Below are 19,587 nucleotides of genomic sequence, written 5' to 3' on the forward strand. Positions count from 1 at the left end.
GCGAGCTAAAGGTATCCGCAGAAGCGAAGGATGTGCCCATCGGGCTCGCGGATCGCGAACTCGCGCAAACCCCAGGGCTGGGAGACCGGCGGCTCGATCACCGTCACGCCGCGCTTGACGTAGGCCGCGTGCAATCCGTCCACGTCGCGTCCCACGTGAATCACGATCTCGCCGCGCCAGGGACTGGCCTCGCGCCGGCCGCACTGCCAGAGCCGCAGGTACACCGGATCCCCGTAACTGCGGTCACCCTTCTTCACCCGCGCATAGCTCGGCGGCTCACCGGCGATGAAATCGAGTTCGAAGCCGAGCACATCGCGGAAATAACGCGCCGCGCGCGTGACATCCGCCACCGGCAGCACGGGTTGAATGCCATGGAATTCGTGCAGCGTCCCGAGGTCCACCGCGGAAGCCTTGACAGGCTCCATCAGCTTTCCGCCCGGCGAAGCGCCGCCACGCGCTCGGCGATGGCATCGATGTCGAGCGCGTCTTCGGCGTGCGCCAGATAGGTTTCGAGGTCGCGCACCGCGGGTGCGCAGTTGCCCTGCTCCGCATGGGCCAGGCCACGGTCGCGATGCTCGCCCCACGCTTCGGGCAGCAGGGCGATCAAGCGATCCTGCACCGCGATCGCGCGCTGCCAGTCTTCCTGCGCGTGGTGGATTTCCTTGAGGTTGCGCAACATGCGCCCGATGATTTCGCGCGGCGTCGCGGGCTGCAGGTACAGGCCGAGCGGCACGTCGAAATCACCCACCAGGCCGTTGCTGCGCTTGTAGGGCTCCAGCCGTTCGCTCAGTTCCTCGCGCGAGAGCGACTTGCCGGTGAACGGGTCGATCACGACTTGCCCTTTTGGCAGCGTGACCTTGAGCATGAAATGGCCTGGAAAACCTACGCCGCGTGCCTGCAAGCCAAGGCCCTGCGCAAGCTCCATCCAGAGCACGGCGAGCGAGATCGGAATGCCCCGGCGGGTGCGAAGCACCGCGTTCAGGTAGCTGTTGTCGGGATCGTAGTAGTCGTTGACGTTGCCGCCGAAACTCAGGTCGTGAAAGAAGAACTGGTTGAGCGCCCGCAAACGCTGCAACGGCGCCGCATCGGCCGGCAGGCGTCGCTTGAGGCGGGCGAGCAACTGGTCGACGTCACCGAGCACCTGTTGCACGTCGAGGTCGGGATATTCGTCCTGAGCGAGGCTGGCTGCCGCTTCGAGCAACGGAAACTGCTCGTCGCTCTTCACGAGTGAACTGAAATACTCGAGAGCAGTGGGCGTCGAGAAGCTGAACGTCATGTGGCTTTGTAGAGGAGCAATCGGGGAGCGTCAAGGCGGTAACGCCGAAGTGCATTCAGCGTCGCATGAAGCTACGCAGCTTGACACCGGCGATGGCGAGCACCGCGAAATAGCTGGCCGCGGCGCCCGCGATCAGCGCCGCCAACAGGCCGATGCGCTGCAGGCGCACGGCACGCAGGCCGATCCAGTCGAAATGCTGTGCGCCCCAGACGAGCAAGGCCGCAAGCACCAGTGTCGCAACCAGCACCTGAAGGGTGAACTTGCCCCAGCCGGGCAACGGCTTGTAGCTGCCCCGACGGATCAGCCCGACCAACAGCCAGGTGGAATTGACCAGGGCACCGATGCCGATCGTGAGCGTCAGCGCAGCGTGCTGCAACACCGGGACCAGGAAGAAGTTGAGGACCTGCGTCAGCACCAGCACGCCGACCGCGATCAGCATCGGCGTGCGCATGTCGTGCTTCGCGTAGTAGCCGGGCGCCAGCACCTTGATGGCGACCGTGCCGACCAGACCGACGCCGTAGCCCATCAGCGCCGCAGTGGTGCGTTGCACGTCCAGGTCACTGAACGCACCGTTGTGGAACAGCACGGCGACCAGCGGCTTCGAGAAAACGAGCAGCGCCACCGCACAGGGCGCGGAAAGCAGCACGACGAGGCGCAGCCCCCAATCGAGCAGCGACGAATAGCGGGCATCGTCCTTTGCGGCTCGTGCGCCAGCGAGTTGCGGCATGAGCACCACGCCCAGCGCGACGCCCAGCAGTGCCGTCGGGAATTCCATGAGGCGATCGGCATAGGTGACCCAGGTTACGCTGCCAGGCGCCAGATGCGACGCGATCTGCGTATTGATCAGCAAGGAAATCTGCGCCGCGCTGACGCCGATCAGTGCCGGCAGCATGAGCTTCACGATCTTGCGCGTGGTCGGATCGGCCCAGGCCGCGCGGATCGCCCGGAGGCTCACGCCGATGCGCGGGAGCATTCCCAGCCCGTGCAGGGCAGGCAATTGCAGCGCCAGTTGCAAGACGCCGCCCACCATCACGCCCACGCACTGCGCATAGATCGGTTCGATGCCATGCCGCTTGAACCAGGGCGCGCCGATGAGGATCGAGAGGATCAACGACACATTCAGCAGCACCGGCGATGCCGCAGGCACGGCGAACTTGCGCCAGGTGTTGAGGACGCCGCCGGCCAACGCCACCAGCGACATGAATCCGATGTACGGAAACATCCAGCGCGTCATGACCACCGCGGCGTCGAATCCCTGGGAAGTCTGCTTCAGGCCGCTGGCCATCGCCCAGACCATCAGCGGCGCGCCGACGACGCCCGCCACGCACAGAAGGACCAGCGTCCAGGTCAGCAATGTCGCAACGTGGTCGACAAGTTGGCGGGCACCTTCATCGCCGCTCTCCGCACGGGTGGCCGCCAGAACAGGCACGAAAGCCTGGCTGAACGCGCCTTCGCCGAAAACCCGACGGAACAGGTTGGGGATGCGAAAGGCGACATTGAAGGCATCGGTCAGGGCACTGACCCCGAACACCGAGGCCATGAGCAGGTCGCGGATCAGCCCGGTCACCCGGGAGGCAAGCGTCAACAGCGAGACGGTGGAGGCGGATTTGAGCAGGGACACAGGCCGGAAGTGTATGTGGCCGCGCGCCCTCTTCCAGGCGGCTGTGACGGCCCGGCGCCCTTCGCCTATAATGGAGGGCTTTGCTGCATCATCCCCAGACACCTTAGGAAATCAATCCCATGGCATCCACCAAGCCCAAGAAGAAGAACCCGCGCCTCGCGTCGGGCCGTAAACGCGTCCGCCAGGACGTCAAGCTCAACGCCGCGAACACTTCGCTGCGCTCCAAATACCGCACCGCCGTGAAGAATGTCGAGAAGGCCGTCCTGGCTGGCGACAAGACCAAGGCGGCAGAACTCTTCGCGAAGGCCCAGAGCATCGTCGACACCGTCGCCGACAAGGGCATCTTCCACAAGAACAAGGCTGCTCGCGACAAGAGCCGCCTGTCGGCCAAGGTCAAGAACCTGGCCCTTGCCCCTGAAAAGGCCGCCGCCTGACGCTTTCAGGCAAACAGCCCGGACTGGTTCGCCGGTCCGCCGTTTGATCGGGGTGCGCTGCAGCAAAAGTGAAAAACCGCCTTCGGGCGGTTTTTTCATGGGCGCTTCATGGTGCGAGCCGCTATTTCTTGCTGGCTTCCGCAAGCGGCGGCACATCCGGCACGAGGCAAGCCTCGGCCACCTGGAGTGCGTTGTCCTTCGCGAAATTGAGGCAGAAATCCCAGGCCATCGGCTCGGCGTCGCGCAAGGCGCGGTTCACCACGACGCACTTGACTCCGTTGATGACGGTGGGGACGCACCACGGCGAATAGTTAAGGTGGCTTCCGGGCTGCGGACCGCCCGGACGGAACGAGCACATCACGCCCGCCAATCGTTCTGCCCAGTCGCTAGGGCGAAATGTCCGGCCATCCAGGGTGATGCCCTGGATGAAAACTTCTTTTGCGTCGGGAGAAACCATCAGTTGGGAGAAGAAGGCACAGGCTCATGCTGCGCCGCACAATGATTCTATCCGGGGGGTCCCCCGAGTGACCTTTGCAGGGGCATTGCTGTGATGCGCAATCCTCACCGAAGCGGTCAAATCACACGCCTAGAATCCGCGTTCCCTTTTCCGGAGAACCGCATGAGCGCCACTGCCGCCCCCTCGTCGCCCCACGTCATGAACACCTACGGACGCCTGCCGATCGCGCTGTCGCACGGCCAGGGCTGCCGAGTGTGGGACACCGAAGGGCGAGCGTACCTGGATGGCCTCGGCGGCATCGCCGTCAACACGCTGGGCCACAACCATCCCGAATTGGTGCCCGCGCTGCAGGACCAGATTTCGAAGCTGATCCACAGCTCGAACTACTACCACGTGCCCGGCCAGGAACAGCTCGCAGCCAAGCTGACGGAGCTTTCGGGCCTCACCAACGCCTTCTTCTGCTGCACTGGCCTGGAGGCCAACGAAGCCGCGCTCAAGCTCGCGCGCAAGTTCGGCCATGACAAGGGCATCGAGCGGCCCGAAATCGTGGTGTACGAAGCCGCCTTCCACGGCCGCAGCATCGCAACGCTGTCGGCTACCGGCAATCCCAAGGTCCAGCAAGGCTTCGGCCCTCTGGTCGAGGGCTTCATCCGCGTTCCGCTCAACGACTTCGACGCGCTCAAGAAGGCGACCGAAGGCAATCCGAACGTGGTGGCCGTGTTCTTCGAGACCATCCAGGGCGAAGGCGGCATCAACCCCATGCGCTGGGAATACCTGCGCCAGGTGCGCCAGCTCTGCGACGAGCGCGACTGGCTCATGATGATCGACGAGGTGCAGTGCGGCATGGGCCGCACCGGCAAGTGGTTCGCGCACCAGTGGGCCGGAATCAAGCCGGACGTGATGCCGCTGGCCAAGGGCCTGGGCTCGGGCGTGCCGATCGGCGCCGTTGTCGCCGGACCGCGCGCCGCCCACATCTTCGGCCCGGGCAACCACGGCACGACCTTCGGGGGCAATCCGCTCGCCATGCGCGCCGGCATCGAGACGATCCGCATCATGGAAGAGCAGAAGCTCCTTGAGAACGCGGCCACGGTCGGTTCGCATCTCAAGGCTGCTCTCGAGCGCGAATTTGCCGGCCTGCCGGGCGTGAAGGAAATCCGCGGCCAGGGCCTGATGCTCGGGATCGAGCTCGACCGGCCCTGCGGCGTGATCCTCAACCGCGCGTGCGACGCCGGCCTGTTGCTGAGCGTGACCGCCGACAGCGTGATCCGCCTGGTCCCGCCGCTGATCCTCAGCATGGCCGAAGCCGACGAGATCGTCGCGATCCTCGCGCCGTTGGTGAAGGCCTTTCTCGCGGAGCCGCAGCCATGAGCGATACACCCGCCATCCGGCACTACCTGCAGTTCTCGGACTTCTCTGCGGACGAGTACGCGCACGTCCTGGCGCGCGCCGCGCTGATCAAAAAGAAGTTCAAGGCGTACGAGAAGCACCAGCCCCTGGTGGACCGCACGCTGGCGATGATCTTCGAGAAGGCGTCGACCCGCACGCGCGTGAGCTTCGAGGCCGGCATGTACCAGCTTGGCGGCAGCGTGGTGCACCTCACCACCGGCGACAGCCAGCTCGGCCGCGCCGAGCCTATCGAGGACAGTGCCAAGGTCATCAGCCGAATGGTCGATCTCGTGATGATCCGGACCTTCGAGCAGACCAAGATCGAAGCCTTCGCGGCGCATTCGCGCGTGCCGGTCATCAACGGGCTGACCAACGAGTTCCATCCCTGCCAGATCCTCGCGGACATCTTTACCTTCATCGAGCATCGTGGCTCTATCGCTGGCAAGACCGTGGCCTGGGTGGGCGATGGCAACAACATGGCCAACACCTGGCTCCAGGCCAGCGAGATCCTCGGTTTCAAGGTGCACGCGAGCACGCCGAGCGGGTATGAGGTCGACCAGTCGATCGCCGGCATCCGCTCGGCCGAGAGCTACAAAGTCTTCAAGGACCCGATGGAGGCTTGCCGCGGTGCCGATCTGGTGACCACCGACGTCTGGACCAGCATGGGTTATGAGGCCGAGAACGAGACCCGCCGTGCGGCCTTTGCCGACTGGTGCGTCGACACCGAAATGATGCGCGCGGCCCAGCCCGACGCCCTCTTCATGCACTGCCTGCCCGCGCACCGCGGCGAGGAGGTCGAGGCCGACGTGATCGACGGCCCTCAATCGGTCGTCTGGGACGAAGCCGAGAACCGCATGCACGTGCAGAAGGCACTGATGGAATTTCTTCTTCTCGGGCGCCAGACCTGAGTTTTTCGCGAGCGTTGGTGTTTCCAATCTGTTGGAAATAACCGACACCACGAGTCCTGTCGCGGCGCTAACTTTGCGGCATGAACTCACGACTCTGGGACATCTCGCCGCCGGTGCACGAGGGCGCACCGGTTTTTCCGGGCGACACACCCTATCGCCAGCGTTGGGCAGCGACCATCACGCCGGACTGCCCCGTCAACGTCAGCGAAATCACCTTGTCGCCGCACGTCGGCGCGCACGCTGACGCGCCGCTGCACTATGACCCGGCCGGCTCGACCATCGGCAACGTCGATCTCACCCCCTACCTCGGTCCCTGCCGCGTGATCCATGCAATCGCGCGCGGGCCGCTGATCGAGTGGGAGCACATCGCCCACGCCGTCGACAGGCTTCCACCGCGCGTGCTGGTGCGCACGTATGAGCGCGCACCGGTTGATCGCTGGGACGGCCGGCTCGCCGCCTTTGCCCCCGCCACCATCGAACGCCTGGCATCGCTGGGCGTGAAGCTGGTCGGCATCGACACGGCGAGCATCGATCCGGCCGACAGCAAGACGCTCGACAGCCACCAGGTCATTCGCCGCCTCGACCTGCGTGTACTGGAGAACCTCGTGCTCGACGACGTGCCGGAGGGCGACTACGAGTTGATCGCCCTCCCCCTCAAGCTGGTGAGCGCCGATGCCTCGCCCGTGCGCGCGATCCTGCGTGAACTCCCTCCTGCCCGACCATGACCTTCGACGAATGCAAGCGCCTCGACGCGCAAGATCCCCTGGCCAGCTTGCGCGACCAATTCTTCCTGCCCGAAGGTGTCATCTACCTGGACGGCAATTCGCTTGGCGTGCTGCCCAAGGCGGCGCCCGCGCGCATCTCCGAAGTCGTGGCGAAGGAATGGGGCGAAGGCCTCATCCGGTCGTGGAACAGCGCCGGCTGGTTCGACTTGCCGCAACGGCTCGGCGACAAGGTGGCACGCCTGATCGGTGCGGCGCCCGGCGAAGTCGTCTGTACCGACAGCACCTCGGTCAATCTCTACAAGGTGCTGTTCGCGGCGCTGAGCCAAGCCGGGGACGCAGGCAGCCGGCGCCGTGTCGTGCTCAGCGAGCGAAGCAACTTTCCCACCGACCTCTACATCGCCGAATCGCTGTGCCGTGAACGTGGCTTCACTCTCAAGCTGATCGAGGCGGGCGAACTGCCTGCCGCACTCACGGACGAGGTGGCAGTGCTGATGCTGACCCACGTGAACTATCGCACCGGCGCAATGCATGACATGAAGTCCATCACGGCCGCAGCGCACGCAGCCGGCGCGCTGGCGGTGTGGGACCTGGCACACAGCGCGGGTGCGGTGCCGGTCGCACTCAACGAAAGCGACGCCGATTTCGCGATCGGCTGCGGCTACAAGTACCTGAACGGCGGCCCCGGCGCGCCGGCCTTCGTCTGGGTGCACACACGGCACGCCGGCCAGTTCGAGCAGCCGCTGTCGGGCTGGTGGGGTCACGCCGCGCCTTTCGAGTTCACGCCGCACTACCGGCCGGCTCCAGGCGTCGCGCGCTATCTCTGCGGCACGCAACCGATCGTCGCGCTGGCGAGCCTCGAATGCGGGCTCGACACCGTGCTCGCTGCCGAAGCCTTCTCGGGCGGCCAAGGCAGCATGGCGGTGCTGCGCACCAAGTCGCTGGCACTGACCGATGCGTTCATCGCGCTCGTGGAAGCACGTTGCGCCGGCCGCTTCACGCTGGTGACTCCGCGCGATCACGCCCAACGCGGATCGCAGGTCTGCCTGGCGCTGAGCGATGGCGGGTCGGGCGCGTACGCCATCGTGCAGGCGCTCATTGCGCGCGGCGTGATCGGCGATTTCCGCGCCGGAGACTCGCAGATGCCCGACATCCTCCGCTTCGGCTTCACGCCCCTTTACCTCGGGTTCGAGGACGTGTGGCACTCGGTCGAACACCTCGTGCAAGTCCTGGACGGCGAGGAATGGAAGCGGCCCGAGTTCAACCAGAAGCAGGCCGTGACCTGAGGAACGCCCGATGAACAACAGCACCGAACAGATCGTCCACGACGAAAAGGCGCAGCTCGATTTCAGCGCCTCGATGAGCTATACAGACTATCTGAGTCTCGACACGATCCTGAACGCGCAGCATCCGCGGTCGCCGGCACACGACGAACTGCTCTTCATCGTGCAGCACCAGACCAGCGAGCTCTGGATGAAGCTCATGCTGCACGAGCTGCGCGCCGCGATCCGCTGCATCGCGGAAGACGACCTGTCCAGCGCCTTCAAGATGCTGGCACGCGTGTCGCGCATCATGGAGCAATTGGTGCACGCCTGGGACGTGCTCGCCACCATGACGCCGCCCGAATACAGTGCCATGCGACCTTACCTCGGCGCCTCCAGCGGTTTCCAGAGCTGGCAGTACCGTTGCATCGAATTTGCACTGGGCAACAAGAACGCGGCGATGCTCAAGCCGCATTCGCACCGTCCCGAGTTGCTGGCCGAGGTGGAGGCCGCCTGGCGCGCGCCCTCGCTCTACGACGAAGCACTGAGCCTCCTGGCGCGGCGCGGGCTCGACGTGCCGGCCGATCATCTGCAGCGCGATTGGTCGAAGCCCTACGAATCGAGCGACGGCGTCGAGCAGGCGTGGCTGGTGGTCTATCGCGACCCGAAAAAATACTGGGAGCTCTACCAGCTGGGCGAGGAACTCACCGATCTCGAGGATGCCTTCCGCCTCTGGCGCTTCCGCCACGTGACCACGGTCGAACGGGTGATCGGCTTCAAGCGTGGCACGGGGGGCACCGGCGGCGTAAGCTACCTGCGCAAGATGCTCGACGTGGTGCTGTTCCCGGAGATCTGGAAGCTCAGGACGGATCTCTAGGCTGGCCGGCGATCGGACCCGCATCCCATCACGACAAAGAGGAGACGAGATGGACAACGATTTCTTCGGCAATGAGGAACTTGCGCTGCTGCGCTCCCATGGCATCGCGCTCTTTGCGCGGCGCGTGATCTTCGACGCACAGCCGCCGATGACGCAGGAGCAGATCGCGGCGGTGCAGGCTGTCTGCGCCGGGCCGCTTCCGCCCGAACTGCTCGCGCTGTGGCGACTCACGGCCGGTGGGCGAGTCGACTACGACCTCCACCTCCGCATGAACGGCAACGAGGAATCGGTCGGCTGGAGCGAACTGTTCTGGAACGGCAGCGACTCCTTTCATGACCTGCAGGGCTGGATCGCGCACGAACTCGAAGGCGCGAAGGAAGCCGCCGCTGATAGCGACGAGGCCTGGGATGGCAAGCTGACCCTGCTGCCGATCGGCGGACTCGAAGACTGCGACCGAATCTATGCGGTGGTGGAGTCGGGCGCGGACTACGGCCACGTCCTGGCGTGGAAGCAAGGCCTGCCGGCGGCCTGGGCGCACGAGATGCACGAGGACGGCATGACCACCGTTGCGCACGACCTGTGCGCGGCGTTCGAGGCGCTGCATCTCGACGAGGACCCGCTGGAACCCGCGGGCGAATACTTCACCGGGCAGGCGCTGCTCGAATATCTCGACCAGCGCCACCAGGAGCACGGCCTGACCATCGAATTGATGGACAAGCTGATCGCGTTCTATCGCAGGGCGATGGTCGACTGGCGAGCATCGCTGGCCGACGGATCATTGGGTCAGAACGGCCCGCTCTCGCGCATCGCGCTGCGCCACGCGGTCGCGACCGACGACGCGGAGCTGATTGGCCGGCTCGTTGCCGCCGGCGTGGCGGTGGACGGCCCGCTGCACGGCAGCGCGATCGCCACCGACCTGGCGCTGAGCCACGGCGCGCATGCCGCGGCCGCGGCGCTGGTCAACGCAGGAGCGCCTGTGGCGCCCGATGCGCTGGACTACATCGACAACGCCGTCTCGCCTGAGCTGGTCAGCCTGTTGCTGGCACACGGTGCCCAAGCCAGCCCCACGGCCATTGCCGAGTGCGTCGCCTGCGGCGCACCTGCGGCCGCGCGGCTGATCGCCAGCGCCTATGGGCAAACCCATGACGACCTGCCGACGGCCTACGCGGCGGTCCGCGATGGGTTGCTGGCCGAACTCGAATCGTCACTGATCGAGGTGCGCGAGGGCCGGCTGACGCACTACCTCGGCCTCGCGGGGCTGACCAAGCGCGTCGACCACCTGCGCAGCTTCAGTCTCTGAGTTCAGGCGTCATAGAGCCAAGGCACGTCGAGCAGGCGCGCGCCCAGCAGGCGTAGCGCTGCGTCGCGTCCCACGCGCACGAGGCCCGTGGCATGGAAGATCTCGCCATTGCGACGGGCTCGCGCCTGCACTTGCGCGTTGCGCTCCCACCGTGCAGCGGCGTAGCGCGCCAGCGCGGCCGGGACTTCGGGCGCGGCCCCTCCGTCGAGCGCCTCCGCCAACGCGACCGCATCCTCGATTGCCATGCCGGCGCCCTGGGCCAGGTAGGGCAGCATCGGGTGCGCGGCATCGCCAGCCAGCGCCACGCGCTCGCCGGCCATCTCATGCGGGCCGGTCAGCGGCGGGCGATCGCTGAGCGTCCAGGCGCGCCATGACGGCACCGCTTCGAGAAGGGCCTGCAGTCCGATGCACGTGCGGCCGGTCGCGGCTTGCAGCGCGCCCAGGCTCGTCGCCTGATCCCAGTCGCGCGCGTCACCGACAGGCGCCGCTTCGGCGAGCACGACCACGTTGAGCGCCTCGCCACGGCGCACAGGGTAAGCCACCGCATGCAGTCGCGGTCCGAGCCAGACGCCAATCTGCGTGCTGCGGAGCGATGCAGGCAATGTCGCCTGATCGATCAGCGCGCGCCATGCCGTGTGGCCCGTCGCGCGGGGCGGCGAGGTGTCGTCCACCACACGCGGTCGCACCGTACTCCAGAGGCCATCGGCGCCGATCAAGGCGTCCCCTTCCCAGGCGCGCGTCTCGGTGCTCGATGCGCAGACCAGGTCTCCCCTTGCGACCACCTGCGTCACGCGGGCGCCGGTGGTGAGCGTGACGGCGCCGGTTCCGCGCACCGCGGCCAGCATCAGCGCATGCAAGTCCGCGCGATGAACGCAGAGATAAGGTGCGGCATAGCTGTGCAGCATCGCGTTACCGAGCGGCATGCGGGCGATTTCGCCGCCACTGGTCGCACTGCGGATGACCAGCGCATCCGGCCGGGCGGCGACCCGCACCAGCGCTTCCGAGACACCGAGCGCCTGCAAGCGCCGCGTGACGTTGGGACCGAGCTGGATGCCCGCGCCAATTTCGCTGAACGCCACAGATTGTTCGAGCAGGTCGATTCGATGGCGTCGACGGGCCAGCGCGAGTGCCGTCGCGAGGCCCGCGATGCCTCCGCCTGCAATCAGGATATGGGCCGACATCGAGCGCGCGCCTTCAGTGCGAGCGCGTCAGAGGCGGTTGGACGTCTGCACCTGTCTTGGAACCTGCGCCGGTCGAGCAGTTGCCGCAGGTATCGCACGAGCCGCAACCCGACGTCTTGCCCAGCGAGGCCGCAAGTTGACGTGCACCCTCCGCATCGACCAGCCCCGCGCGCTGCGAGCCGGCTGCAAGCTTCGTGGCCGCCACACGGCGCCAGCTGCGCGGCATCCAGCGCCAGACGGCATAGATCGCAGCCAACGCGACGATCAGCGCTACGACGATCTGTTGTGTCATCTCATCCTCCTGTGAGTGCCAGCGTCACCCGATAGGTGATCCAGCACGCAATGTAGGCGAGTCCGAACAAATAGCCAGCCATGATCCACACGTAGCGCCAGGAACCGGTCTCCCGCTTGACGGCAGCCAGCGTCGAAAGGCACTGTGGCGCAAACACATACCAGACCAGGAGCGACAGCGCCGTAGCCAGCGACCAGCTGCCCGCGATCAACGGTTCGAGCTGGCCCGCCACGTCGTCCCCGGTCGCAGAAAGGGCATACACCGTACCCAGGGCGCCGACCGCCACTTCGCGCGCCGCCATGCCGGGCACCAGCGCGATCGAGATCTGCCAGTTGAAACCGATGGGCGCAAAGATGTGTTCGAGCCCGCGGCCGATCATGCCGGCCAGGCTGTACTGGATGGCCGGCCCGGTCGCGCCTTCGGGCGGCGACGGGAAGGTCGAGAGAAACCACAGCAGGATCGTGAGCGTGAGAATGATCGTGCCCACGCGCTGAATGAAGATCCAGGCCCGCTCGTAGAGCCCCAGCCCGAGGTTGCGCAGATTGGGCCAGCGGTAGGCCGGCAGCTCCATCAGCAGCGGCGAATGCTGCTTGTTGTCGCGAAAGCGCTTCATGACCCAGGCCACGGCCATCGCCGAGACGATACCGAAGACATACAGCGCGAAGAGCACCACGCCCTGCAAGTTGAACGCGCCCCCAACCGTGCGCGCCGGAATGAATGCGGCGATCAGCAGCGCATACACCGGCAGCCGCGCCGAACAGGTCATCAGTGGCGCAATCATGATCGTCGTGATCCGGTCGCGCCAGTTGCTGATGGTGCGCGTGGCCATCACGCCGGGAATCGCGCAGGCGAAGCTCGACAGCAATGGGATGAAAGAGCGCCCCGACAGGCCCACGGTGCCCATCACCCGGTCGAGCAGGAAGGCCGCGCGCGGCAGGTAGCCCGAGTCTTCGAGCGCAAGGATGAACAGGAAGAGGATCAGGATCTGCGGCAGGAACACGATCACGCCGCCGACGCCGGCGATGATGCCGTCGACCAGCAGGCTCTGCAGCATGCCCTCGGGCACGACGCGCTTGATGAGTTCGCCGAACGCGGTGGTCCCGTCCTTGATGGCGTCCATCGGCACCTCGGCCCAGCTGAACACGGCCTGGAACATCAGGAACATCGTGACCGCCAGAACCACCATGCCCCACAGCGGGTGCATCACGACGCGATCGATGCGGTCGCTGGTGGCCAGACTGCCGACCGGCTCCCTGACGGCGAGGCCCAGGATGCGGCGCACTTCCCGCTGCGTGTCGAGCACGTCGTCGAGACCCGGTGCGTGCCAGGGTTTCGGCACTGCGGCTGCGACGGGCGAATCGAGCGCTTCGAGCAGGCCTTGCGCTCCACCGCTGTGCACGCCGACCGTCTCGATCACCGGCACGCCGAGTTCGCGGGAGAGCACGGCGACGTCGACCGCGATGCCCTGCTTCTTGGCCATGTCCGTCATGTTCAGCGCCACGACCATCGGCAAGCCTAGTCGCTTGGCCTCGAGCACCAGCCGCAAGTTGAGGCGCAGATTGGTGGCATCGGTCACGCACACGAGCAGTTCGGGCGGCAGCTCCGTGCTCTTGCCCGTGACGACGTCGCGCGTGACGGCCTCGTCGGCCGACAGCGCATTCAGGCTGTAGGCGCCCGGCAGGTCGAGCACGAAGACGCGCCGGCCGGCGGCCGTCCGCAGCGTGCCTTCCTTGCGCTCCACCGTGACGCCCGCGTAATTGGCGACTTTCTGCCGGCTGCCCGTGAGAAGGTTGAACAGGGCCGTCTTGCCGCAGTTGGGATTGCCCAGCAGTGCGATGCGATCCGGCGGACTCGTCGACACGGCCGCGCCCGGTTGGAAGGTCAAGGTCGCTTCAGCCATGTCCGATCGCTCCCGGCGTGACGCGAATCAGCGAAGCCTCATGGCGGCGCAATGCAAAAGTGGTGTGGCCCAGGCGAACGGCCAGGGGCTCGCGGCCCGGCACGCCGTTCGCGACGATGCACACCGCCTCGCCCGGGACGAATCCGATCTCGGTCAGCCGAAGCACCAGTTCGCGATCCTCCGGCGCATCGGGACGCACCACGTCAAGCACGGTGGCCCACTGATGGTTGGGAAGCTGATGGAGGCTGATGGCGGCCAAGGCCGCGCCGGTCATTGTGGTCACCCGCGGAATCCAGAACTGCAAAATGAGAATTATTCTCGAAAAACAGAAGCAGCGAGCAACTCGGTACGAAGGTCCCGTGCATTGATCCGGCCAGCAGTTGCCTCAACCAAACGCCGAGTCCCTCGTAGTTACTTAAAGAAACACGAAAAAACAACAAAAGTCGAACTATAGTAGCCAAAAAAATCGGCTCAGGGGGAACAGTGATTCATCACAAAGCTATTGGCCAAAGGCCATTGGCACGTCCGTTCACGCGTCGGACGTCGCCCGCGAACTTCACGTTTCGCGGGATCGGTCATCTTCACATTTCGACAGGTCAGCCGTGATCAAGGCTGCGATAAGGCGTGCCCTCCGGGGCAGCGCTGCCCTGCCCGTCGTTGCCGTTCTGGCTGCGTGTGGAACTCCGCCGCCCTCGGACTATGGAAACAATTGGAGTCCGGTAAACCGATTCCAGGATGCCCCTTCAGAGATACCCCTGTCCCGGGCATATAGTTTTCATGCCACTCCCATCGACGAGTCGCTGAAAGCGATGCTTGAGCGATGGGCGTCGGATTCAGGCCTGACGCTCTCCTATCGGCTTGATTTCGACCTGACGCTGCACAAACCCGTGGCACGGATCCGCACTGCCGACATTCAGATTGCCGCGTCCGAACTCAGCGCTGTCTATGCCGCTCAAGGGATCTCTGTCAGTTCCGACGGAAAGCAGATCCTGGTGCAACACATCAGCAGCATCCGCATTGACCCACACCTGGACGAGCTGGCCGCACAGCCACGGTTCTCCTGCAAAGGCGAGTCTTGCTGATGTTCAACAAGAAATCATCCACTCCGAAGATCGACCACGCAGTTGCCAAGGCCGTCGATTTCGAACTCACGATTGCGGATCTCGCCCAGCGCAGCGAGCGCCGCGCATGGGGCGTCGCCTTCGGCGCCGTCGGCATGGCGCTGATCCTTTCAGGCGGCTACCTCTACATGTTGCCGCTAAAGGAAAAGGTGCCCTTCCTCGTCATGGCCGACGCCTATACCGGCACCAGCACGGTTGCCCGTCTCACAGACGACATCGTCAACCAGCGCATCACTGCCAGCGAAGCCATCAACCGCAGCAACGTCGCTCACTTCGTGCTGGGCCGTGAGTCTTACGACCTGGCATTGACCAACCTGCGTGATTGGACGACCGTCCTGACGATGTCGTCGCCCGGCGTCGCTGCGGCCTATACGAGCCTGCATGCCTCGCTCAACCCCGACAGTCCCTACAAAGTCTATGGCAAGGATCGAGCCATACGCGTGAGGATCCTAAGCATCGTCCTGCTCAACAGCGGCGCCGGCGGCACCCCGACAGGCGCAACGGTCCGCTTCCAGCGCAGCTTGTTCGACAAGCAGACCGGCGCAACCCGCCCGATGGACAGCAAGATCGCGACGCTGGAATTCGCCTACAAGCCCAATCTGAAAATGGAGGATCGGTACCGGATCGAAAATCCGCTCGGCTTCCAGGTCACCAGCTACCGGGTCGACAGCGACTACGCCACGGCGCCACCCGAGGAGATTCTGGTCCCCTCTACCTCTACGCCCGTCCCCTCCCAACAGGCTGGCGATGCTTCGGATTCCCTTTCTGATGGCAACAGCCAGGCGTTCGATATCGTCGTTCCGCCGCCGCCCAACGGAGGGCAGGTCAGATGATTCTGCCGAACCGATTTGCTCTCGTCACCGTCGTGTGCGTTATCACGGCCGCGGCCATGCACGACTCCAACGCACAGGCGGTGCAGTTCTACGAATACCAACCCGACCGCATCTATCCGGTGCGTACCGGCCTGGGTATCACTACTCAGATCGAGTTGAGCCCGCACGAGAAGATCCTCGACTACAGCACAGGCTTCAGTACCGGCTGGGAACTGACCCGACGCGACAACGTGTTCTATCTGAAGCCCAAGAACGTTGATGTGGACACCAACATGATGGTCCGTACAGAGACCCATTCCTACATCTTCGAACTGAAGGTTGTCGCTACTGACTGGAAGACATTGGAGGCCGCGCGCAACCGCGCTGCCTTGCCGCTGCTGCGTGGACTCAACCCGGTCGACCCGGCCAACAGACTCAAGGCGCAGGCAATCGATGCCGGTGCGGTCTTGGCTGCAAGTGCGGCGGCCGATGGATTGGTACAGGGTGCACAGGCAGCCGCGCGTACCGCTCAGTGGGCCAGTCAGACAGTCACAAGGGGCTTGCAGACTGCGGGCGACGGCATCTCTCGCACCTACGACTCGTTCTTCGGCAGCCTTCCGGTGGCGCCTGCCGCCTCGCCGCCTCTTCTGAATCAGCGAGGTCATCCGGACCATGCCCTGTTCAAGCAAGCACAGTCATGTGTCCACCGGATTGATGCCCAGAATGACCGCGCACCCGATCAGCGCAGCGATCAACTGGCCGCCGCACTCGTCGTGGCCGCGCGCCGCGATGGCCTGAGCCGCATCGATCACCTGAGTCTCGCTACCGACGCTTCGAATGTATTCGCTGTGCAGGGCGAGTTAGCCTCGCCGTTCAAGCAGATCGCGTGCGTGGCCACGGTGCAGTCGCTCAACACGCCGATCGCGCAGAGCACGCAAGCCTTGCAGCAACTCATGCAGCAGGAGGCGTTGGAGTCGCAACAGCAGCATCTCCAGCATCAAGCGCTGCCACGCGTGCAGCATCAGCGGTCCGGACCTGCAATGTAGGGACGTCGATTCGGTAGCGTTGACCTTCGTTGCTTGGCGCTATTGCGCCAACAACTGCCGAAGCACGAATGGCAGGATCCCGCCGTGCTTGTAGTAGTCGACCTCGATCGGCGTATCGATCCGCAGGCGCACCGTCACTTCCTGATGGGTGCCGTCCGGCCGATGAACGACGATCTTCACGTCCATCTGCGGCTTGAGTTCGCCGCCGATGACCACGTCGATCTTCTCGTCGCCCGTGAGACCAAGGCTTTCCCACGAATCCGCGCCGCGGAATTGCAGTGGCAGCACGCCCATGCCGACCAGGTTGGCGCGGTGGATGCGTTCGAAGCTCCGCGCCACCACCGCCTTGATGCCCAGCAACTGCGTGCCCTTGGCAGCCCAGTCGCGCGACGATCCGGTGCCGTATTCCTCACCGCCGAAGACCACGGTCGGCACACCCTGCTTGATGTACTTCATCGCCGCGTCGTAGATGAACATCTTCTCGTTGCCCGGCTGGAACAGCGTCACGCCGCCCTCCTCGCGCGAGCCGTCAGGTCCGGCGGGAATCATGAGGTTCTTGATGCGTACGTTGGCGAAAGTACCCCGCATCATCACGTCATGATTGCCGCGGCGCGAGCCGTAGCTGTTGAAGTCGGCCTTCGAGACGCCATGCGCCTTGAGCCAGATGCCAGCGGGCGAGCTTTCCTTGATGGAGCCGGCCGGCGAGATGTGGTCGGTCGTGATCGAATCGCCGAAGAGCGCCATGATCCGCGCACTCGTGAATCCGGCATCCGCCGCGTGTGGCTTCATCTTGAAGCCTTCGAAGAATGGCGGCTCGGCGATGTAGGTGGACTTGGGCCAGTCGTAGACCTGGCCAGTCGTGCCCTTGATGCTGCTCCAGAGCTTGCCGGGGTTGTCCTTGATCTGCTCGTAGTTCTGACGGAAGACCTTGGCGTTCATCGCGAAGCGCAGGTTGTCGTCGATCTCCTTCACGCTGGGCCAGATGTCGCCGAGGTAGACGTCCTGCCCGTTCTTTCCCTTGCCGACCGGCTGGGTCATCAGGTCGACCATCACGTTGCCGGCGATCGCAAAGGCCACCACCAGCGGCGGCGACGCCAGGAAGTTCGCCTTGAGATTGGGATGGATGCGCGCCTCGAAATTCCGGTTACCCGACAGCACCGCGGCACCGATCAGGTTGTTCTTGGTGATGACCTCGTTGATCTCGGGCGTGAGATCCCCCGCGTTGCCGATGCAAGTCGTGCAGCCATAGCCGGCCAGATAGAAGCCCAGCTTCTCGAGATAAGGCAGGAGGCCGGATTTCTCCAGGTACTCGGTGACGATGCGAGACCCGGGAGCCAGCGAGGTCTTGACGTGCGGCTTCACGGTGAGGCCGGCTTCGACCGCCTTCTTCGCCAGCAAACCAGCGGCCAGCATCACGCTCGGATTCGAGGTGTTGGTGCAGGAGGTGATGGCGGCAATCAGCACGTCACCGTTGCCGATCGACACTTGCTCCTTTGGCGCGGGCGGCGCGGTTGCGCCCACGTGGGCCGCCGCCTTGGTCGAGCGGTTGGCGACCATCTCGACGACCTGACGCGGCGAGCCGGGCGGCGGCGCCGCGGCCTCCTGCTCACCGGTGCTGCCGCCTTGCGTCAACGGATAGCGCAACTTCAGTGTGTCGGCCGGCTGGTTGAAGCCGTTGGCCTCGTTCGGCTTGCTGTAAAGCTCGGAGAACTTCGTCGCCAGGTGGCCCAGGTCGATGCGGTCCTGCGGCCGCTTCGGACCGGCCAGGCTGGGCGACACAGTGCCGAGGTCGAGCTTGACGACCTTGGTGTACTCCAGTTCCCCGGGTGCCGGCATGCCGAAGAGCCCCTGCGCCTTGTAGTAGGCCTCGAAGCGCTCGACCTCCGCATCGGTGCGGCCCGTGCCCTTGAAGTAGGCGACCGTCATCTCGTCGACAGGGAAGAAGCCCATGGTGGCGCCGTACTCGGGAGCCATATTGCCGATGGTCGCGCGGTCGGGCACCGCGATCGAGGCGGCGCCGGGGCCGAAGAATTCGACGAACTTGCCGACCACCTTCTCGCCACGGAGGATTGCCGTGACGTACAGCACCAGATCGGTCGCCGTCACGCCCTCGCGCAGTTTGCCGGTGAGTTCGAAGCCCACCACGTCGGGCGTCAGCATGTAGACCGGCTGGCCCAGCATCGCGGCCTCGGCCTCGATGCCGCCGACGCCCCAGCCGACCACGCCGATGCCGTTGATCATCGTCGTGTGGCTGTCGGTGCCGACCAGAGAATCGGGGTAATACACCGGCGGGTCACCCTTGTCGTGCGGGCTCTTGTAGACGCCGCGCGCGAAGTACTCCAGATTGACCTGGTGGACGATGCCGAAGCCGGGCGGCACCACGCCGAAGGTGTCGAAGGCCTGCATGCCCCACTTCATGAACTGGTAGCGCTCGTTGTTGCGCTGGAACTCCAGCTTCATGTTGAGGTCGAGCGCCTTGGGCGTGCCGTAGTGGTCCACCATCACCGAGTGGTCGACCACCAGATCCACGGGCACCAAGGGCTCGATGGTCTTGGGCGACTTGCCCAGCGACTGCGCCACGCTGCGCATGGCGGCAAGATCGGCCAGCAGCGGAACGCCGGTGAAGTCCTGAAGCACCACGCGGGTCACGACGAAGGGCACTTCGTCCGTGCGCTCCGCGTTGGGCGCCCAGTTCGCGAGCTGCTCGACGTGCTCGGGCGTGACCTTCTGGCCGTCGCAGTTGCGCAGCACGGATTCGAGCACGATACGGATCGAAACCGGCAGCTTCGCGACGTTGGGGTATTGCTTGGCGAGTTCCTTGAGTGACCAGTACTTGCCGGACTTGCCCGATGCGGTCTTGAAGGTTTTCAGCGTGGGGGCAAAGGCGTGCGCCGGGTCTTTGGCCATGTGGAAACTCCTGTGATTCGTGGAAGCCCCAGAAAGATAGCAGGGTTCGATGACATCGGCTGTAGGCCAGGCGATGACCTGGGAG

General features: G+C 65.0%; 19 protein-coding genes. 10 read left to right on the forward strand and 9 right to left on the reverse strand.

Annotated features, from left to right (window positions below):
- Positions 1-5: 5 nt before the first annotated feature.
- From QTH97_RS07145 to murJ, 3 genes are read right to left on the reverse strand one after another with little or no spacing between them, the layout of a single operon-like run.
- Positions 6-425: a bleomycin resistance protein gene (locus QTH97_RS07145; protein WP_286567395.1), complete on the reverse strand. Its 420-nt coding sequence runs from the start codon at positions 423-425 to the stop codon at positions 6-8.
- A complete protein-coding gene (locus QTH97_RS07150) occupies positions 425-1,276 on the reverse strand; it encodes a SirB1 family protein (protein ID WP_286567396.1) in 852 nt (283 codons plus the stop codon). The genes QTH97_RS07145 and QTH97_RS07150 overlap by 1 nt, the downstream gene beginning before the upstream one ends.
- 55 nt (positions 1,277-1,331) lie before the next feature.
- On the reverse strand, positions 1,332-2,897 hold the full coding sequence (gene murJ, locus QTH97_RS07155) for a murein biosynthesis integral membrane protein MurJ (RefSeq protein WP_286567563.1): 1,566 nt from the start codon (positions 2,895-2,897) through the stop codon (positions 1,332-1,334).
- A 119-nt stretch (positions 2,898-3,016) separates the two neighbouring features.
- Between murJ and rpsT the strand changes: the two genes are divergently transcribed.
- On the forward strand, positions 3,017-3,331 hold the full coding sequence (gene rpsT, locus QTH97_RS07160; RefSeq protein ID WP_286567397.1) for a 30S ribosomal protein S20: 315 nt from the start codon (positions 3,017-3,019) through the stop codon (positions 3,329-3,331).
- 121 nt (positions 3,332-3,452) lie between these two features.
- On the opposite strand, the gene QTH97_RS07165 is transcribed toward rpsT, so the two are convergent.
- Positions 3,453-3,788 carry a DUF3579 domain-containing protein gene (locus QTH97_RS07165; RefSeq protein WP_286567398.1) on the reverse strand — a complete coding sequence of 112 codons (336 nt, stop codon included), beginning with the start codon at positions 3,786-3,788 and terminating at the stop codon, positions 3,453-3,455.
- Between the two features lie 162 nt (positions 3,789-3,950).
- Between QTH97_RS07165 and QTH97_RS07170 the strand changes: the two genes are divergently transcribed.
- The 6 genes from QTH97_RS07170 to QTH97_RS07195 all read left to right on the forward strand — a co-directional run bounded on the left by QTH97_RS07170 (position 3,951) and on the right by QTH97_RS07195 (position 10,243).
- Positions 3,951-5,156: an aspartate aminotransferase family protein gene (locus QTH97_RS07170; RefSeq protein ID WP_286567399.1), complete on the forward strand. Its 1,206-nt coding sequence runs from the start codon at positions 3,951-3,953 to the stop codon at positions 5,154-5,156.
- Positions 5,153-6,082: an ornithine carbamoyltransferase gene (gene argF / locus QTH97_RS07175; protein WP_286567400.1), complete on the forward strand. Its 930-nt coding sequence runs from the start codon at positions 5,153-5,155 to the stop codon at positions 6,080-6,082. The genes QTH97_RS07170 and argF overlap by 4 nt, the downstream gene beginning before the upstream one ends.
- Before the next feature lie 80 nt (positions 6,083-6,162).
- Complete coding sequence (gene kynB / locus QTH97_RS07180; protein ID WP_286567401.1) at positions 6,163-6,807, forward strand: arylformamidase; 645 nt, start codon at positions 6,163-6,165, stop codon at positions 6,805-6,807.
- Positions 6,804-8,090: a kynureninase gene (gene kynU, locus QTH97_RS07185; RefSeq protein WP_286567402.1), complete on the forward strand. Its 1,287-nt coding sequence runs from the start codon at positions 6,804-6,806 to the stop codon at positions 8,088-8,090. The genes kynB and kynU overlap by 4 nt, the downstream gene beginning before the upstream one ends.
- Positions 8,091-8,100: 10 nt before the next feature.
- A complete protein-coding gene (gene kynA, locus QTH97_RS07190; RefSeq protein WP_286567403.1) occupies positions 8,101-8,943 on the forward strand; it encodes a tryptophan 2,3-dioxygenase in 843 nt (280 codons plus the stop codon).
- Between the two features lie 49 nt (positions 8,944-8,992).
- Positions 8,993-10,243, forward strand: a complete 1,251-nt coding sequence (locus QTH97_RS07195; protein ID WP_286567404.1) for an SMI1/KNR4 family protein — start codon at positions 8,993-8,995, stop codon at positions 10,241-10,243.
- A gap of 2 nt (positions 10,244-10,245) precedes the next feature.
- On the opposite strand, the gene QTH97_RS07200 is transcribed toward QTH97_RS07195, so the two are convergent.
- Genes QTH97_RS07200 through QTH97_RS07215 form a run of 4 tightly spaced genes read right to left on the reverse strand, consistent with a single transcriptional unit; the run spans position 10,246 to position 13,890 of the window.
- The gene (locus tag QTH97_RS07200) at positions 10,246-11,424 is read right to left on the reverse strand and encodes an FAD-dependent monooxygenase (RefSeq protein ID WP_286567405.1); all 1,179 of its coding nucleotides are present in this window, start codon (positions 11,422-11,424) and stop codon (positions 10,246-10,248) included.
- Between the two features lie 13 nt (positions 11,425-11,437).
- On the reverse strand, positions 11,438-11,716 hold the full coding sequence (locus tag QTH97_RS07205; RefSeq protein WP_286567406.1) for a DUF6587 family protein: 279 nt from the start codon (positions 11,714-11,716) through the stop codon (positions 11,438-11,440).
- A 1-nt stretch (position 11,717) separates the two neighbouring features.
- A complete protein-coding gene (gene feoB, locus QTH97_RS07210; RefSeq protein ID WP_286567407.1) occupies positions 11,718-13,616 on the reverse strand; it encodes a ferrous iron transporter B in 1,899 nt (632 codons plus the stop codon).
- Positions 13,609-13,890: a FeoA family protein gene (locus QTH97_RS07215; protein WP_286567564.1), complete on the reverse strand. Its 282-nt coding sequence runs from the start codon at positions 13,888-13,890 to the stop codon at positions 13,609-13,611. The genes feoB and QTH97_RS07215 overlap by 8 nt, the downstream gene beginning before the upstream one ends.
- 535 nt (positions 13,891-14,425) lie before the next feature.
- Between QTH97_RS07215 and QTH97_RS07220 the strand changes: the two genes are divergently transcribed.
- The 3 genes from QTH97_RS07220 to QTH97_RS07230 are packed head-to-tail and all read left to right on the forward strand — an operon-like array spanning position 14,426 to position 16,595.
- Positions 14,426-14,698 carry a hypothetical protein gene (locus QTH97_RS07220; protein ID WP_286567408.1) on the forward strand — a complete coding sequence of 91 codons (273 nt, stop codon included), beginning with the start codon at positions 14,426-14,428 and terminating at the stop codon, positions 14,696-14,698.
- Positions 14,698-15,570 carry a VirB8 family type IV secretion system protein gene (locus tag QTH97_RS07225; protein WP_286567409.1) on the forward strand — a complete coding sequence of 291 codons (873 nt, stop codon included), beginning with the start codon at positions 14,698-14,700 and terminating at the stop codon, positions 15,568-15,570. The genes QTH97_RS07220 and QTH97_RS07225 overlap by 1 nt, the downstream gene beginning before the upstream one ends.
- Positions 15,567-16,595, forward strand: a complete 1,029-nt coding sequence (locus QTH97_RS07230) for an XVIPCD domain-containing protein (RefSeq protein WP_286567410.1) — start codon at positions 15,567-15,569, stop codon at positions 16,593-16,595. Before QTH97_RS07225 ends, QTH97_RS07230 begins: the two co-directional genes overlap by 4 nt.
- 39 nt (positions 16,596-16,634) lie before the next feature.
- Here QTH97_RS07230 and QTH97_RS07235 read toward each other — a convergent pair whose 3' ends face one another.
- Complete coding sequence (locus QTH97_RS07235; protein ID WP_286567411.1) at positions 16,635-19,502, reverse strand: aconitate hydratase; 2,868 nt, start codon at positions 19,500-19,502, stop codon at positions 16,635-16,637.
- Positions 19,503-19,587: the final 85 nt, after the last annotated feature.

This window comes from Variovorax gracilis (assembly GCF_030317115.1).
GTDB lineage: Bacteria > Pseudomonadota > Gammaproteobacteria > Burkholderiales > Burkholderiaceae_C > Variovorax > Variovorax gracilis.

Bases quoted from the DNA above. Each gene is read 5' to 3' on its own strand.
- kynA (WP_286567403.1), top strand. From the start codon at position 8,101: ATGAACAACAGCACCGAACAGATCGTCCACGACGAAAAGGCGCAGCTC.
- QTH97_RS07205 (WP_286567406.1), bottom strand. From the start codon at position 11,716: ATGACACAACAGATCGTCGTAGCGCTGATCGTCGCGTTGGCTGCGATC.
- QTH97_RS07165 (WP_286567398.1), bottom strand. From the start codon at position 3,788: ATGGTTTCTCCCGACGCAAAAGAAGTTTTCATCCAGGGCATCACCCTG.
- argF (WP_286567400.1), top strand. From the start codon at position 5,153: ATGAGCGATACACCCGCCATCCGGCACTACCTGCAGTTCTCGGACTTC.
- feoB (WP_286567407.1), bottom strand. From the start codon at position 13,616: ATGGCTGAAGCGACCTTGACCTTCCAACCGGGCGCGGCCGTGTCGACG.
- QTH97_RS07220 (WP_286567408.1), top strand. From the start codon at position 14,426: ATGCTTGAGCGATGGGCGTCGGATTCAGGCCTGACGCTCTCCTATCGG.
- rpsT (WP_286567397.1), top strand. From the start codon at position 3,017: ATGGCATCCACCAAGCCCAAGAAGAAGAACCCGCGCCTCGCGTCGGGC.
- QTH97_RS07230 (WP_286567410.1), top strand. From the start codon at position 15,567: ATGATTCTGCCGAACCGATTTGCTCTCGTCACCGTCGTGTGCGTTATC.
- QTH97_RS07145 (WP_286567395.1), bottom strand. From the start codon at position 425: ATGGAGCCTGTCAAGGCTTCCGCGGTGGACCTCGGGACGCTGCACGAA.
- QTH97_RS07215 (WP_286567564.1), bottom strand. From the start codon at position 13,890: ATGACCGGCGCGGCCTTGGCCGCCATCAGCCTCCATCAGCTTCCCAAC.
- QTH97_RS07235 (WP_286567411.1), bottom strand. From the start codon at position 19,502: ATGGCCAAAGACCCGGCGCACGCCTTTGCCCCCACGCTGAAAACCTTC.
- QTH97_RS07150 (WP_286567396.1), bottom strand. From the start codon at position 1,276: ATGACGTTCAGCTTCTCGACGCCCACTGCTCTCGAGTATTTCAGTTCA.
- QTH97_RS07195 (WP_286567404.1), top strand. From the start codon at position 8,993: ATGGACAACGATTTCTTCGGCAATGAGGAACTTGCGCTGCTGCGCTCC.
- kynB (WP_286567401.1), top strand. From the start codon at position 6,163: ATGAACTCACGACTCTGGGACATCTCGCCGCCGGTGCACGAGGGCGCA.
- QTH97_RS07225 (WP_286567409.1), top strand. From the start codon at position 14,698: ATGTTCAACAAGAAATCATCCACTCCGAAGATCGACCACGCAGTTGCC.
- QTH97_RS07170 (WP_286567399.1), top strand. From the start codon at position 3,951: ATGAGCGCCACTGCCGCCCCCTCGTCGCCCCACGTCATGAACACCTAC.
- QTH97_RS07200 (WP_286567405.1), bottom strand. From the start codon at position 11,424: ATGTCGGCCCATATCCTGATTGCAGGCGGAGGCATCGCGGGCCTCGCG.
- kynU (WP_286567402.1), top strand. From the start codon at position 6,804: ATGACCTTCGACGAATGCAAGCGCCTCGACGCGCAAGATCCCCTGGCC.